Origin of the sequence: Streptosporangium saharense, from assembly GCF_014203715.1 — a bacterium.
Classification (GTDB): Bacteria; Actinomycetota; Actinomycetes; order Streptosporangiales; family Streptosporangiaceae; genus Streptosporangium; species Streptosporangium saharense.
This window is the reverse complement of sequence record NZ_JACHJP010000001.1, coordinates 227,142-240,870: the sequence shown is the minus strand read 5'-3', so window position 1 is coordinate 240,870 and position 13,729 is coordinate 227,142. Positions and strand designations below refer to the sequence as shown.

The 13,729-nt window shown below is 70.4% G+C and carries 15 protein-coding genes; 4 read left to right on the top strand and 11 right to left on the bottom strand.

The features are described from left to right. Positions 1-3: 3 nt before the first annotated feature. Positions 4-1,761, bottom strand: coding sequence for a putative quinol monooxygenase (locus tag FHS44_RS01145; RefSeq protein ID WP_184711970.1), 1,758 nt, complete (start codon positions 1,759-1,761; stop codon positions 4-6). 203 nt (positions 1,762-1,964) lie between these two features. Here FHS44_RS01145 and FHS44_RS01140 point away from each other — a divergent pair, with 203 nt between their 5' ends. The 3 genes from FHS44_RS01140 (at position 1,965) to FHS44_RS01130 (ending at position 4,347) form a co-directional block, all read left to right on the top strand. Continuing rightward, positions 1,965-2,609: a sigma-70 family RNA polymerase sigma factor gene (locus FHS44_RS01140; RefSeq protein WP_184711969.1), complete on the top strand. Its 645-nt coding sequence runs from the start codon at positions 1,965-1,967 to the stop codon at positions 2,607-2,609. 97 nt (positions 2,610-2,706) lie between these two features. Beyond that, positions 2,707-3,432 (top strand): DUF5667 domain-containing protein, encoded by a 726-nt coding sequence (locus tag FHS44_RS01135; protein WP_184711968.1) that lies wholly within the window; start codon positions 2,707-2,709, stop codon positions 3,430-3,432. A gap of 84 nt (positions 3,433-3,516) precedes the next feature. Continuing rightward, positions 3,517-4,347 (top strand): HAD family hydrolase, encoded by an 831-nt coding sequence (locus FHS44_RS01130; protein WP_376771551.1) that lies wholly within the window; start codon positions 3,517-3,519, stop codon positions 4,345-4,347. A gap of 3 nt (positions 4,348-4,350) precedes the next feature. Here the strand turns inward: FHS44_RS01130 and FHS44_RS01125 are convergent, their stop codons facing one another. The 8 genes from FHS44_RS01125 to proC form a co-directional block, all read right to left on the bottom strand. Beyond that, positions 4,351-5,193: a lysophospholipid acyltransferase family protein gene (locus tag FHS44_RS01125; RefSeq protein ID WP_312863493.1), complete on the bottom strand. Its 843-nt coding sequence runs from the start codon at positions 5,191-5,193 to the stop codon at positions 4,351-4,353. Next, positions 5,190-6,185 (bottom strand): NAD-dependent epimerase/dehydratase family protein, encoded by a 996-nt coding sequence (locus tag FHS44_RS01120; RefSeq protein WP_184711966.1) that lies wholly within the window; start codon positions 6,183-6,185, stop codon positions 5,190-5,192. The genes FHS44_RS01125 and FHS44_RS01120 overlap by 4 nt, the downstream gene beginning before the upstream one ends. A gap of 23 nt (positions 6,186-6,208) precedes the next feature. Next, complete coding sequence (locus FHS44_RS01115) at positions 6,209-6,307, bottom strand: 30S ribosomal protein bS22 (RefSeq protein WP_018654693.1); 99 nt, start codon at positions 6,305-6,307, stop codon at positions 6,209-6,211. Between the two features lie 299 nt (positions 6,308-6,606). Beyond that, on the bottom strand, positions 6,607-6,810 hold the full coding sequence (locus FHS44_RS01110; protein WP_012887307.1) for a helix-turn-helix domain-containing protein: 204 nt from the start codon (positions 6,808-6,810) through the stop codon (positions 6,607-6,609). Between the two features lie 321 nt (positions 6,811-7,131). Next, entirely contained in the window at positions 7,132-7,911 is a 780-nt protein-coding gene (locus FHS44_RS01105) for a phosphatase (RefSeq protein WP_184711965.1), read from the bottom strand. A 48-nt stretch (positions 7,912-7,959) separates the two neighbouring features. Next, the gene (locus FHS44_RS01100) at positions 7,960-9,123 is read right to left on the bottom strand and encodes an acetoin utilization protein AcuC (protein ID WP_184711964.1); all 1,164 of its coding nucleotides are present in this window, start codon (positions 9,121-9,123) and stop codon (positions 7,960-7,962) included. Between the two features lie 102 nt (positions 9,124-9,225). Continuing rightward, complete coding sequence (locus FHS44_RS01095) at positions 9,226-10,476, bottom strand: MFS transporter (RefSeq protein WP_184713378.1); 1,251 nt, start codon at positions 10,474-10,476, stop codon at positions 9,226-9,228. A gap of 79 nt (positions 10,477-10,555) precedes the next feature. Continuing rightward, a complete protein-coding gene (gene proC / locus FHS44_RS01090) occupies positions 10,556-11,350 on the bottom strand; it encodes a pyrroline-5-carboxylate reductase (protein WP_184711963.1) in 795 nt (264 codons plus the stop codon). A gap of 86 nt (positions 11,351-11,436) precedes the next feature. Here proC and FHS44_RS01085 point away from each other — a divergent pair, with 86 nt between their 5' ends. Then, positions 11,437-11,961, top strand: coding sequence for a hypothetical protein (locus FHS44_RS01085; RefSeq protein ID WP_184711962.1), 525 nt, complete (start codon positions 11,437-11,439; stop codon positions 11,959-11,961). A 6-nt stretch (positions 11,962-11,967) separates the two neighbouring features. Here the strand turns inward: FHS44_RS01085 and FHS44_RS01080 are convergent, their stop codons facing one another. Next, positions 11,968-13,089 carry a CU044_5270 family protein gene (locus tag FHS44_RS01080; RefSeq protein WP_184711961.1) on the bottom strand — a complete coding sequence of 374 codons (1,122 nt, stop codon included), beginning with the start codon at positions 13,087-13,089 and terminating at the stop codon, positions 11,968-11,970. Further along, positions 13,082-13,639 (bottom strand): RNA polymerase sigma factor, encoded by a 558-nt coding sequence (locus tag FHS44_RS01075; RefSeq protein ID WP_221460274.1) that lies wholly within the window; start codon positions 13,637-13,639, stop codon positions 13,082-13,084. Before FHS44_RS01075 ends, FHS44_RS01080 begins: the two co-directional genes overlap by 8 nt. Positions 13,640-13,729: the final 90 nt, after the last annotated feature.

Genomic DNA, 13,729 nt, shown 5'->3' with positions numbered 1-13,729 from the left:
CCCTCAGATCCTGAACGCCGTGGGCAGCGGCACGACCTTCGCGGCGTTGACCGTGAGTTCGATCACGTTCGTCGCGAGCACCATGGCCTGCCGCTCGGCGACGAAGCGCTCGACGTGGGGCTGCCGCTGGTGTTCGGCGTAGGCCACCTCGTCGCGGTAGAGCTCGTAGACGATGCGCTGCAGCGGGGCCGACTTCACCGAGTGACAGGCGTAGATCAGCGTGTCCGGCTCGGTGCGGCGGACGGCTTCGAGCGTCTCCTCGGCCAGCCGGTCGAACCTCTCGCCGGTGCCGTCGAGGATGGTGAACACGGTCAGCAGCCCGAAGATGCCCGGGGAGGGACGGCCTCCGCCGCCGCCCTGTTCGGGCCTGGCGCCGGGATACATGGCTCCGGTCTCCGGGGCGGCCATGGGCGGCTGGCCGTACACCCCGAAGGCGGGAACGCCCGCCTGCGGCTGCTCGGGCACCTGACCGTGCCTGGGGGCCCTCGGGGGCTCCTGGAGGGGCGCGGGGGGGTGCGGGGGCCCGAAGGCCTGGTCCGCGGGCATGGGGGTGAGGCCGTTGTGCCTGCCGCCGCGCAGAGGGTCGGCGGCGAACTCGCCCGTGACGGGCCCCAGCGCGGGGTCGGCGGGTTTGGCCCGCCTGCCGCCGCGCCTGCTGTACTCGTTGGTCGGGATGTCGTACTCCCCGGTGGCCGGGCCGCCGGAGGTCATGCCGAACTGGCCGTTCACCGGCTGCTGGGGAGCGTGGGCGCCGCCCGTCGGCGGCATGACGTAGTCACCGGCCATGAACATGCCCGTCGCGGGCCCGCCGAACGCCTCGTTCCCCACGGGCCCCGCTGGCGGCACTGGCGGCGTGTTCGCGGGGAGCGGCGCCTGACGCGTGTGCGCCGCGTAGTCGGCCTCCCGCTCGCCCGCCCGATATTCGGCCACCAGATCACCCAGACCGGAACGGCGTGCCGAATCCTCGGGTACGGCCCGGCGCCCGGCGACCTGGACGTCCTGGAAGGGCGGCTGCTCCGGCGCGGCCCTGCGGCCCGCGGGTGCTACCTCGCGCCGTGCCTCCTCCACCGGCTCCTCCTCGTCCTCGTCCTCGTACGGTGCCAGCGGGCGGAGCACGACGTACCAGACGGCGGCGCCGGTGACGGCGAGCAGGACGATCGTGAACATCCCGGGGACCGAGAAGCTGACCCCCCCGATCATGGCCAGCCCGACGGGGCCGAGCACGAGCATCGCGTGCAGGTTGTCGGCGTCGTAGTCGTCGCCGTTGCGGCGCAGTACCGCGAAGATCAGACCGCCGAGCAGGACGAGCGCGGCGCCCGCGTGCGTCACCCAGAGCAGGTAGGCGGGGAAGACGTCCCAGTGGCGGCTGCCCGGCGGCAGGCTGGTGGTGAACTCCTGCACCAGGTCCACCCGGTCGGAGATCATGATGACCGTTCCGACGATGGTGAACGCCACTCCGAGCAGCCAGGAGGCGAATCTTCCCGCCGACCCGCGACCGATGAGCTGAACCACTCCGACGGCCATCCAGAGCGGGGCGAGCAATGATCCGGAAAGCTGGAAAACGCGGAATGTGGTCGCCCCAAATCCAATGATGCAACCGGTTCCGATTACTCCGAGTGATACCCCCAGCGTCGCCGTCGTGAGGCTCCAGGCGATCAGCCATCCCTTGCGTTCGTCCCGGATCCGGCTGATGAGAGCGACTGTGGCGATGACCGCGAGCAGCGCCCCGGCGAACGCGATGACAGCGACGAGGAGATTCATGGTGCCTCCAATGCTGCCGGACATTACCCCCTAACCGGTAGCCGAACTGATGACGGGCTGCCCGGATCGGTACGAAACCACCGGCGCCCTACCGTATCGATCGATTACCCGCAGTCACGACATTGCCCAGTGGATTGTGGAATTTCAGGATGTTTTCCTAGAGTGTTCGAGCACGCCGTGCCCCCTCCCCCAAGGGATACCGGATGCCAGACACGTGGCCGTTCGCCGGGCCCCTCCCCACGACCACCGGGGTGACCCAGCCTGCCCGCAGTAATGAGCTCGCCACACGCGAGGACGCCTCGGAGGAACTCCGGAGGCTTGTTCTGCGTGCCAAGACCGGGGACACGGACGCCTTTGGCACGCTCTACGACCGCTATCTGGACCTGGTCTACCGCTACGTCTACTTCCGGGTCGGCTCCCACCCGCTGGCCGAGGATCTCACCAGCGAGACCTTCCTGAGGGCACTGCGCCGAATCGCCGACTTCACCTGGCAGGGCCGTGACTTCGGGGCCTGGCTCGTGACCATCGCCAGGAACCTGGTCGCCGATCACTTCAAGTCGGGGAGATACCGCCTTGAGGTCTCGACCGCCCAGGTGTTCGACGTCCCCCTCGACGGCCCGCACATCCCGGAGAACGCCGTCGTCACCGCCATGATCAACGACCGGGTGCTCAGCGCGGTGCGCGCCCTCGGCCCCGAACAGCAGGAGTGCGTGGTCCTGCGGTTCCTGCACGGAATGTCCCTCGCGGAGACCGCTCTCGTCATGGGAAAGAAGAGCGGGGCGATCAAGGCCCTGCAGTTCCGCGCCATCCGGGCGCTCGCGCGGGCGCTGCCCTCGGACCTCGGCTGACCGTGCCGATGGCAGGGGATCGCGTAACCTGGCACGCGGGGCTGTCGTTAGGCAAGTGCACAGACGGATCATGACCTGGGGGCGGCAGGGAGCGTTCATGGGTAAGTGGCTGCCCGGCATCTCACGCAGATCGCGGACACGCATCCAGGACCGCGTGTCCAGGCTCGGTGCCGACATGGGCGGCGACCCCAGGCCCGAGTTCCGCGCCGAGCTGCGCGAACGCCTCATGACCGTCACCGAGATGACCGCCGCCGAGGTGACCGTCGCCGAGCAGGAGGACCTGCCCCCGGACCCGGTCCCGGAGACCGCGAGCGCCCCCGTGCGGCGGCGCCGTACGACACTGGTGCCCCAGGTGGTCAGCCTGGCGCTGGCGGGCGCGCTGGTCGGCGGAGGCGTGGGGACCTACCGGTCGATGCCGGGCGACGCCCTCTACCCGCTCAAGCGCGCGGCCGAGAGCACGCTCTTCCACCTGAGCACCAACGACGCCGAACGGGCCGACCGCTCCTTCGGCTACGCCGAGACACGCGCCCACGAGGTCGAGGAGCTGCTGGGCGCGACCGAGCGGGAGAGCGGCCTGATCGACGAGACCCTCAAGGACATGGAGGACACCACCCGCTCCGCGGTCACCTCCCTCACCCGGGTCGAGCGCCGCAGCGGCAGGAGCACCGGGCAGCTCAGGCGCTTCGTCCAGAAGCAGCGCGACCAGATCCAGATCATGCTCCCCAAGATGGACGAGAACGACCGCCGCAGGGCCAACGGCTACCTCGACTACATCGACGGGCTGACCCAGCCCGATTCCTCACAACCCGTCACCAGAGAGTAGAGAGCGGCACACCGGCTCGGCGTACGTACGCGGTTAAGCTGAGGGGCTATGAGGCGGCTACTACGACGGCGGGACGAATCTCGGATGGCCGGAGAGGTGGCGGCCGCGGCGGCGGTGGCCATGCCGATGGTTGAGCCCGACCCGTCCTCGGCCGCCTTCTTCGACGTCGACAACACGATGATGCGCGGCGCCTCCATCTACCACTTCGCCAGGGGGCTTGCCTCGCGCGGCCTGTTCACGACCAGGGACCTCGTCAGGTTCGCCCTCGGCCAGGTCATCTTCCGCGTGCGCGGCGACGAGAACCCCGAGCACATCGCCAAGGCCAGGGAGACCGCGCTGGCCTTCGTGGCGGGCAGCAAGGTCGAGGAGATCGTCAGGCTCGGCGAGGAGATCTACGACGAGGTGATGGCCGACCGCATCTGGGCGGGCACCCGCGCGCTGGCACAGAGCCACCTGGACGCCGGAAGGCGCGTGTGGCTGGTCACCGCGACCCCGGTCGAGCTGGCCCGGGTCATCGCCCAGCGCCTCGGCCTGACCGGCGCCCTGGGCACGGTCGCCGAGACCGAGGACGGCGTCTACACCGGGCGGCTGGTCGGCGACCTGCTCCACGGCCCCGCCAAGGCCGAGGCCGTACGGGCGCTGGCCCGCAGGGAGGGTCTCGACCTGAGCCGCTGCTCGGCCTACAGCGACTCGGCCAACGACCTGCCGCTGCTGTCGCTCGTCGGCCACGCGACCGCGATCAACCCGGACGCCGAGCTGCGTGAGTACGCCAGGGAGAACGGCTGGGACGTCAGGGACTTCCGTACCGGCCGTAAGGCGACCATGATCGGGCTGCCCATCGCCGCGGGCGTCGGGGCGGTCGCGGGCGGGGTGGCCGCGGCCGTCGCCCTGCGCCGGTTCTACCGCTCCCGGTGACCTTCAGAAGAGCGGCGGGAAGGCGTGTCCCCGCCGCAGGCGCAGCTCGTTCAGCTGCTGCTGGATGACCTCGCGGACCTGGTCGGTGAGGTTGAACACCAGCATGGGGTCGTCGGCGTCCGAGGGGGTGAACTCGTCGGTCCTGATGGGCTCGCCGAAGCCGATCACCCACTTGGACGGCAGCGGCACCAGCCCCAGCGGACCGAGCCAGGGGAAGAACGGCGTGACCGGGAGGTACGGCAGGCCGAGAGCCCTGGCCAGGAAGCGCAGATCGCCGATCTTGGGGTAGATCTCCTCGGCCCCCACGATCGCGCAGGGGATGATCGGCACCCCCGCCCTGATGGCCGAGGCGACGAAGCCGCCACGGCCGAAGCGCTGCAGCCGGTAACGCTCGGAGAACGGCTTGCCCACGCCCTTGAACCCCTCGGGGAAGACCCCGACCAGCTCGCCCTTGCGCAGCAGCCGGTCGGCGTCCTCCCGGCAGGCCAGGGTGTGCCCGGTCTTGCGGGACAGGTGCCCGAGCACGGGAAGCTGGTAGACCAGATCGGCCCCGAGCAGCCGTACGGCACGGCGCCGCGGGTGGTCGTCGTGCAACGCCACCTGGAGCATGAGCGCGTCGAGGGGGACCGTGCCCGAGTGGTTGGCCACGACCAGGGCGCCGGAGTCGCCGGGGACGTTGTCCATCCCGACGGTCTCGACGCGGAACCAGTGCCGGTACAGCGGGCGGATGAGTTCGAGCAGCACCTTGTCGGTCAGCTCGGGGTCGAAGCCGAACTCGTCGACGTCGTACTGCCCGGTGACACGGCGGCGCAGGAAGTCCAGCAGCTCGGAGGCCGTCCCGCTCACCGTCGGGCCGCCGTCGCGAAGCGTGAGTCGAAGGCCGCGGCTGTCGAGTATTTGGGCCGCCAGCCGAGGGCCGTGGCGAGCCTGGTGGTGTCGACCACGCGGCCGTAGCGCATCAGGCGCACCTGCTCGGCGGAGTAAGCGGAGTAGCCGGTGAAGCCCACGCCCCTGACCAGGTCGCCCACGAGGTCTCCCATGAGCCGGAAGGCCGGTGCGGGAAGGGGCAGCGCCGCGATGCCCGCCCTGCGGGCGCACTGCGACAGCAGCAGCACCCCGTCCCCGGCCACGTTGAACGTGCCGGGGTGGTCCTCGGTCGCCATCCGTCTGAGGACCTCGACGGCGTCGCCCTCGTGGACGAACTGCAGCCGGGGGTCGAAGCCGAGCACGGTCGGCAGGACCGGCTGGGAGAGGTAACGCGTCAGTGGCGAGTCGATGCCCGGTCCCATGAAGTTGGCGAACCTGAGCATCGAGACGGCCACGTCCGCGCGTCGTCTGGCGAAGCCGCGGACGTAGCCCTCGACCTCACAGGCGTCCTTGGCGTAGCCGTGACCCGGGTGCTCGCCGGGCTCGGTGTCCTCGGCGAAGACCGCGGGGTCGTGCGGGGAGGATCCGTAGACCGCCGTTGTCGAGCGGATGACGACGCGACGGACCGTCGCGGACCGCTGACAGGCACCGAGTAGCTGCATGGTGCCGATGACGTTGTGCTCTTTCATGAGGGCTCTGCCGCCACTCCTCGGGGGAGCGCTGACCAGGCTCATGTGGACCACAGTGTCGACGTCGGCGGCCGCGATCACCTGGGCGATGTCGGGGCTGCGCAGATCGACACGGACGAACTCGACCCGGTCGGAAGGTACGCCGCCATCACGTGAGAGCGAGGGCGGCGGCACCGTGTCCACTCCGATGACCCGGTCGATGGCCGGGTCAGCCGCGAGAACGCTCGCCACTCGGGCGCCGATGTGGCGCGAGACCCCGGTGACAAGCACGGTCTGGGTCATCGGCGCCTCGCAGATCCGCGTCGCTACTTCTTGTTACGCCGCTGGATGCGGGTCTTCTTGAGCAGCTTACGGTGCTTCTTCTTCGCCATGCGCTTACGGCGCTTCTTGATCACAGAGCCCACGGGACCCCCAGGTAGCTGGTAGCCGAGTTTGTCAGACCGGTGCGCGCGAGCACACCGGCTCAACAGACTACCGGCGATCCATGGTAGATCGCCCCCTGGGGGGATCCCGGGTACCGGAACTCACGACGTGACGCGCACGTCGCTACCCCACAGCCGTCTCGAAGGCTGAAGGCCGGGTTCCCGCCTCCGGTCTCACCCGGAGGACCGGAACCCGTCGGCCGTTCGCCCGTCTCGCTCGCCCGGCGGCCGGATCACCCAGGACCCCGTCCGCCCGACTCGCTCGTCAGGCTCGCACCGCTTCAACCAGCCTCGATGTAGGCATCCCTGAGATAGTCGTGGACCGCCTGCTCAGGCACTCTGAAGGATCGGCCGACCCGGATGGCCGGCAGCTCGCCCGAATGCACGAGTCGGTACACCGTCATCTTGGACACCCTCATGACAGTGGCCACTTCGGCCACGGTCAGGAACTTCACCTCACTGAGAGGTCTTTCGCCTGCACCCATCGGACGCCTCTTCCGCACGTGTTTCCGGGTTATCCCCACTGGTGCCATTGCTCACGCACGTGTACTGCCGTCAGCGTAAGTCGGGACTCCGAGTGTGCAAACCCCCCACTGTCTCAGTCCTCGCAGCCCCACGTCAGCGAAACGGAAGAAAACGCTGGCCAGCAGCCGGACCACACCCCTCTTTCCGATCTTGGAACGGACCAACTGTCTTCTCTCAGCGTGGCCCACAACAACCAAAAAATCGGTAAACGGGCGGCGAGGCAGATGGAATGCAGGCGCGAAAAGCACGTAAGGGACGAACCGATTCGCGCAACGCCCGCCTCAGAGAGCCCGTACGACCCTCTCGACGAGATGATTCGTCAGCGGAGCGTAATGGCGCGGTAGCACGTTGTCGTCGAGCGGGACGGTCACCGCGATCTTCCCCTCGGCCTCGCCGACGAAGAGCGCGGGGTCGTTGCTGTCGGCGAATCCGACCGTGAGAACGCCCGCCTCCCCGGCCGCCCCGGCCCAGCCGTGGTCGGCGATCACCAGGTCGGGACGCTCCTCGCCGAGTTCGGCGAGCATGGCCCTCATGAGGACCGAGTCGTGGGTGTGGATGAGGTTGCCCCGGTCGGCGGCCATGCCGACGCCGCCCACATAGCGGATCTCGTTCTTCCTGCCGGTCCTCGGGTTGCGGTAGGACCACCCCTCGGCGGGGCTGAGCAGCTCCGCCCCGTGCTCCTCAAGCAACCTGGCCAGCACGAGATGTACGGCCAGCAGCCCGGTGGGGTGGCCGGTGGCGATCAGCACCCTCGGCGAACCGACCCGCAGCGCCCCGGCGATCGTGTCCCCCATCGCTTCGACGGCGTCGATCGTCAGGTCCGGGTCGATGGTGTCCTGGCCGAACCTGTGACCGGGGTCGGCCACGACCCCCGCGGACTTGGCCATCAGCTCCAGGACGTCCCGCTCGTCCCAGTTGCCCTCCGGCCTCAGCCCGAACAGGTGGTACGGCTCCCGCTCCGCCAGCGCCCGGTAGTGGTCGAGGTTGTTCTCCCTGCTGGTGTCCACGTCCCCGGCGATGCGGGTGCGGACCAGGTGGGCGCGGAGGTCCTCACGCGTCATCGGCCCTTCCTCCCTGTCGTGGCGTGTCTTTCCAGCGTCGCGGAACCGTCACGGGAGGGGGTCCAGCCCGTGGAAGGGGAAGATCGCCTTCCTCGTCGCCATGATGGCCCTGTCGATCGGGTCTGCTGGGTCATAACCAGCAGAAAAATCACGAAATTCCGGTTTTCTGCCGTCGGTCAGTGTGAGCGGCGCCGTCTCCCCCGTCCGCTCGGCGACGAACCGCCGCCACTCGTGGGGCGTCTCGGTCTCCGGGTCGAGCGGCTGGCCGGAGACCTCGGCGATCAGGTGGGTCCACGCCCTGGGCACCACCCGCACCAGCTCGTAGCCTCCGCCCCCGGTCACCACCCAGCGCCCGCCCGCCGTCTCGTGGGCCAGCTCGTGCAGCGCGGCGTAGGCGGCACGCTGGCCGTCCAGGCTGAGCATGAGGTGGGCCAGCGGGTCGAGGGCGTGGCTGTCGCAGCCGTGCTGGGTGACCAGGACCTCGGGGGCGAACTCCCGCAGCAGCGGCGGCACGACCGCGCCGAAGGCCCGCAGCCAGCCGACGTCCCCGCACCCGGCGGGCAGCGCGACGTTGACCGCCGTCCCCTCGGCCCCGCGCTCGTCGGGGAAGCCCGTCCCCGGGAAGAGCGTGCGGGGGCTCTCGTGCAGGCTGATCGTCAGAACCCTGGGGTCGTCGTAGAAGGCGGTCTGCACCCCGTCGCCGTGGTGCACGTCCACGTCCACGTAGGCGACCCGGGTAGCCCCCTGGGCCAGCAGCCAGGCGATCGCCACCGCGGGGTCGTTGTAGACGCAGAACCCGCTCGCCGCGTCGGGCATCGCGTGGTGCAGCCCTCCCGCGACGTTGACCGCGTGCTCGGCCTCGCCGTACCAGACGGCGCGGGCCGCGGCGAGGGTGGCGCCGGTGATCAGCGCGGAGGCCTCGTGCACCCCGACGAAGGAGGGGGTGTCCTCGGTGCCGAGCCCGTGGGCCCTGTAGGGTCTGCCGGTGACGGAGGCGCGTCTGACGGCCTCGATGTAGCCGCGCCCGTGGACCAGCGCCAGCTCGTCGTCGGTCGCGGGCACGCAGCCTGCCACCTCGACGGCGTCGAGCACGCCCAGCTCCCTGGCCAGCGCCATGGTCAGCTCGACCCGGACGGGCGCGAGCGGGTGCCCCGGTCCGAAGTCGTATCCGGTGAGCGCATCGTCCCAGACGACCCGCACGGATCGGCTCATGCGCCCTCCCCTGTTCGATCGTGCGCGGGAGACAGGCGTTCCGGTACGGCCCCCACCCCGGCCGACGTTACCGCACGTGCAGACGCACAGACCCATCCGGTCTCACGCGGTGACCGCGCCGGTGACCCTGCGCAGTCTTCTGACCGCGGGCACCAGCAGCAGGCAGGCGCAGCCGCACACCGCGACCACCGTGGAGACGGTCAGCGTCTCCCGCGCGCCGAAGGCCTCGGCGAGCGGACCGGCGAGGACCTGCCCCACCGGTACGGCCAGCGTCGAGCCGCCGACCTCGTAGGCGGTGACCCGGTTGAGCGCCTCCGGCGGCACCTGAGTCTGGATGCTCGTGGCCCACATGACCGACCAGAACGCCCAGCCCGCGCCACCGACCACGTGCCCGGCCATCAGGATCTCCAGCGGCATGCCGGTCGCGATCGTCAGCGGTTCGAGGGCGAAGCCGAACATGCCGATCGCCCCGGCCATCAGCGGTCGCGCGGGCCGTACCCGCATCGCGAGCAGCCCGCCCAGGATCGTGCCCGCGCCGGAGGCGGACATGACGAGGCCGTACCCCTGCTCCCCGAGCCTGGCGCTGACCAGCACCGAGCCCAGCGGGATCAGCGGGCCGAACAGGGTGGCGCCGAAGATGATCCAGACCAGGATCACCGACCACATCCAGGTCCTGGAGCGGAACTCCTGCCAGCCGCCGCGCAGGTCGCGCCACATCGCCCCCTCGGTGACGAGCCGGGGACCGGGAGGCAGCCGCATCAGCAGCAGGCAGGTGGCGCTGACCGCGAACCCCACCGCGTCGATCGCGAAGACCACCCCGACGTTGACGAAGCCCGCCACGGCCCCCGCGACCCCAGGCCCGACCAGCATCATGATCGACTCGGAGACGCGCAGGGTGGCGTTGGCCCGCTGCACGTCCCCGGCCACCCTGGGGACCGTGCTCGCGACCCCCGGCTGGTACATGGCGGCGGCGGCGCCGTTGATCGCGGAGATGACGAGGATCTGCCACAGCCGGGGCGTGCCGAAGACGAACAGCGAGGCCAGCAGCGCCTGGGTCACCACCCTGACCGTGTCGGCGCCGACCATCATGCGGCGCGGGGTGAACCGGTCGGCGAAGACCCCGCCGAACAGGATCAGCAGCGCGACCGGCCCCATCCATGCGGCCAGCGCCAGCCCCACCCCTGTCGGGCCGTACCCCAGCCCGCCCACACCGAGCGCCGTGGCGATCGGCACCATCGCGCTGCCGAGCATGGAGACCGAGCGGGCGGTGAAGAAGAGGGCGAAGCTCCGTGACCAGACCGCGGGCAGCTCCCGTCTCCCCTGGTCATCGGCTCGTACGGCACGCCCGCCCATCACACATCACTCCCCCGGAACCTCGTGGAAATGATGCCGCTTATGGCATGAAAAGGAAACTTAACTGGCTAAGGGGGGATCACCCACCGGCGAGCTGGCGGCTGCGGTCCCTGGCGGCCTCGATGGCGGCCAGGAAGGCCGCGCGGACGCTGTGCCGTTCGAGCTCGGCGATGGCCGCGATGGTCGTGCCGCCCGGCGAGGTGACGGCCTCGCGGAGGATCACCGGGTGCTCGCCGGAGTCACGGAGCATGATGGCCGCGCCGACGATCGACTGGGTGACCATGTCGAGCGCGGCGGCGCGGGGCATGCCGAGCAGGATGCCCGCGTCCACCATGGCCTCGACGAGATAGAAGAAGTAGGCGGGGCCGCTGCCGGACAGCGCGGTCGCGGCGTCCTGCTGCGACTCGGGGATGCGCAGCACCTTGCCGACGGGCCGCAGCAGGTCCTCGGCCAGGCGCAGATGCTCCTCCCCGGCGTGGGCGCCCGCGGAGATCACGCTCATCGCCTCGTCCACCAGCACCGGGGTGTTGGACATGACCCGCACGACCGGGACGTCGGCCTCAAGCCGAGACTCGACGAAGGAGGTCGTGATGCCCGCGGCGGCCGAGATCACCAGGCGGTCGGCGGCGACGTGCGGGGCGATCTCGGTAAGCAGGGAGCCCATGTCCTGCGGCTTGACCGCAAGGATGATCGTCCCGGCGCTCCTGGCGGCCTCGGCGTTGGTCACGACCCGCACGCCGTACCGCTTGCCGAGATCGGCGGCCCGCTCGGGGCGGCGCGCCGTCGCCAGCACCTCGTCCGGCTCGAACCCGGCCCGCAGCAGCCCCGAGAGCAGGGCCTCGCCCATCTTCCCGGTTCCCAGAATCGCGATCACGTCGAAGCACCTTGCATGAGGAGAAGCGGATGACCAGCCTAAGGGCACCTTTGAACCGTACGGCGCCGCGATCCGTTGACAGGAGTATGCGTAGGATCGTGATCCCCGTCCTGGCCGGGGGCCTGCTGCTGACGGCGGCCTGCGGTACCCAGAGCTCCCAGAACGCCACCGGCGCCGAAGCCCCGACGCGCGCCACGGGTGGCACCGTCCCCTCCCTGGCGGTGAGCCGTACCGTCGCCCCCAGGGTCGAACCGACCGGCAGGGGCGGCCCCAAGCCGGTCAAGCCCGAGGGCCACACCATCGGCCCGCGCAAGGTCGCCTGGCTCTCCGCCAAGCCGTCGAAGGACGGTAAGAGCCTGCGGGTCGTCTGGTGGTCCGGCGTCGAGCCCTGCGCGGTGCTCGACCGGGTGAGCGTCAAGCAGACCTCCAAGCAGGTGACCGTCACCCTCTGGGAGGGCCAGAGCAGCAAGATCCAGAACCCGGTCTGCATCGACATCGCCATCAAGAAGGTGACGACCGTCAAGCTCAAGACCCCCCTCGCCCACCGCAAACTCGTGGACGGCGCCAAACCCAAGCCGAAGCCCAAGCCCACCGCCACGCCTGGTAACTGACCCCCGTCAGGGGATGTTCGAAACCCGCTTACACCCGCCGGGCCGGGCGGGCCGTTCATCGGTCCAGCCCTGCTCGGCGTAGGCGGCGTAGTCGAGCACCGTACCCCGGGGCAGGCCGCCGCGGTCCGTCACCGCGGTGCTCCGGCTCCCCGCCAGCTCCCCCGTCCTGGGATCGACCATGACCTGGTAGTCGGTCTCGGAGGGCGGGTCGGCGTTGACCCGCACCGCCACCTCGGTACGGCCGAGCGCGTCGACAACCTCCCCGACCACCTCGGTGCCCGGCCGGTCGGCGAGGATCCGCAGCGCCGCGGCCCGCAGGGCGGGTGGACTCGGCAGATTCAGCAGCGAGACCGCCGCGAGGCTCAGGTACTGCTCCTCCTTCGCGTCCTTGGGCACCTCCCCACGCCCCGCCCTCCCGGGGGCCGGTGACACGTTGGGCCGGTCGGTCCACACTGCCCTCAGCCGTTCGAGCAGCGCGGCCGGATCCGTCGGTAGCGCCTCCAGGTCGGCGAAGGTCAGCTCGGCAGCCCTGCGGTCGTACAGGACCCCCTTCCGCTCGACCTTCCAGGAGTACTCGCACCGGTTCGGCTCGCTGCCCAGCATGTAGTCGTACTTCTTCGCCGGGTCCCACGGCTCGCGCGCCTTCCCCGACGGCAGGGTCAGGGAGCGTTTGCGCTCCATTTTGGAGCTGGCGAGGGCGGGATCACCGGACTCCCGTGGCGCCCAGAGCGTGATGTCGTAGGTGTTGATCACGACTCCGCTGGAGACGGCGTCCACCGGGAAGAGAGCCCCGACGACCGACCGGCGCCGCCAGTAGGCACCGGTCTCCACGGGGGCCTTCTCTGCCCTGTCCGCGATGGCCAGGAGGAGCTGCTTTCCCTTCAGCGGGGTCGCCACGGTCTGCGGTACGGCGTCGCCCAGGTTGGCCACCACGACCGTGACCGCCACGGCGACCGCGACGGTCGCGGTCGCGGTGGCCAGTCCGGCCATCGGAGTCCACCTCCGCGGTCCGGGCCTGGCCGTACGGGATCCGGGATCCCTCAGGCGCGCCCTGGCGCGGGCGACGACCTCGGGGGCGGGGGGCGGCGCGTCGGGCAGGTGGGACGCCAGTAGGGTGATCTCATCCATCGTGGGCCTCCTCAAGCGGGTTGACGCCGCCCAGCGCCTTGCGTAGTTGTCTGCGGGCCCGGTTCAACCGGGAGGCCACGGTTCCGTAGGGGATGCCGAGCGCATCGGCCACCTCGGCGTGCGCCAGGCCGCCCAGCGCCAGGAGCAACACCACGTCGCGGTCCCGCTTGGCCAGACCGGCGAGCGCCCCCGCGAGCCTGCCCGTCACCTGCCCCGCGGCGACCCTCGCCGTCACCGCGTCCTCGTGCCCCTCCTGCGCCCACCCCCGTGGAGCGCCGGTACGGCTGAGCGCCTTCCAGCGGCGCACCTCCTCACGGCGATGCCTGGCGACGAGGTTGGTGGCGATGCCGTACAGCCACGGTCTGACGGCGCCCCTGGCCGCGTCGAAGCGGTGGCGGTCGCGGAAGGCGATCAGGAAGGTGTCCGCCGCGAGGTCGTCGGCGGTGTCGGTGTCCAGGCGTCTGGCGATGTAGCGGTGGATCTCGGCGAAATGGGCGTCGAAGACCTGGTCGAGCCCCTCCTTCAGGTCCGGGCCCGAGGAGTCGATCATGTTGGGGCCGTCTCGGGAGCGATCACGCGGGTTCCTTCGTTGGGGGACGTGGACGCCCGTTGTTTCCCGGATTTCGGGAATGCTTTCACG

What these genes read in the sequence shown, in the direction of transcription:
- FHS44_RS01120 (WP_184711966.1), bottom strand. Translation starts at nt 6,185, where the DNA reads ATGACCCAGACCGTGCTTGTCACCGGGGTCTCGCGCCACATCGGCGCC.
- FHS44_RS01100 (WP_184711964.1), bottom strand. Translation starts at nt 9,123, where the DNA reads ATGAGCCGATCCGTGCGGGTCGTCTGGGACGATGCGCTCACCGGATAC.
- FHS44_RS01085 (WP_184711962.1), top strand. Translation starts at nt 11,437, where the DNA reads ATGCGTAGGATCGTGATCCCCGTCCTGGCCGGGGGCCTGCTGCTGACG.
- FHS44_RS01105 (WP_184711965.1), bottom strand. Translation starts at nt 7,911, where the DNA reads ATGACGCGTGAGGACCTCCGCGCCCACCTGGTCCGCACCCGCATCGCC.
- FHS44_RS01140 (WP_184711969.1), top strand. Translation starts at nt 1,965, where the DNA reads ATGCCAGACACGTGGCCGTTCGCCGGGCCCCTCCCCACGACCACCGGG.
- FHS44_RS01130 (WP_376771551.1), top strand. Translation starts at nt 3,517, where the DNA reads ATGGCCGGAGAGGTGGCGGCCGCGGCGGCGGTGGCCATGCCGATGGTT.
- FHS44_RS01075 (WP_221460274.1), bottom strand. Translation starts at nt 13,639, where the DNA reads ATGATCGACTCCTCGGGCCCGGACCTGAAGGAGGGGCTCGACCAGGTC.
- FHS44_RS01095 (WP_184713378.1), bottom strand. Translation starts at nt 10,476, where the DNA reads ATGGGCGGGCGTGCCGTACGAGCCGATGACCAGGGGAGACGGGAGCTG.
- FHS44_RS01135 (WP_184711968.1), top strand. Translation starts at nt 2,707, where the DNA reads ATGGGTAAGTGGCTGCCCGGCATCTCACGCAGATCGCGGACACGCATC.
- FHS44_RS01110 (WP_012887307.1), bottom strand. Translation starts at nt 6,810, where the DNA reads ATGGGTGCAGGCGAAAGACCTCTCAGTGAGGTGAAGTTCCTGACCGTG.
- FHS44_RS01145 (WP_184711970.1), bottom strand. Translation starts at nt 1,761, where the DNA reads ATGAATCTCCTCGTCGCTGTCATCGCGTTCGCCGGGGCGCTGCTCGCG.
- FHS44_RS01080 (WP_184711961.1), bottom strand. Translation starts at nt 13,089, where the DNA reads ATGGATGAGATCACCCTACTGGCGTCCCACCTGCCCGACGCGCCGCCC.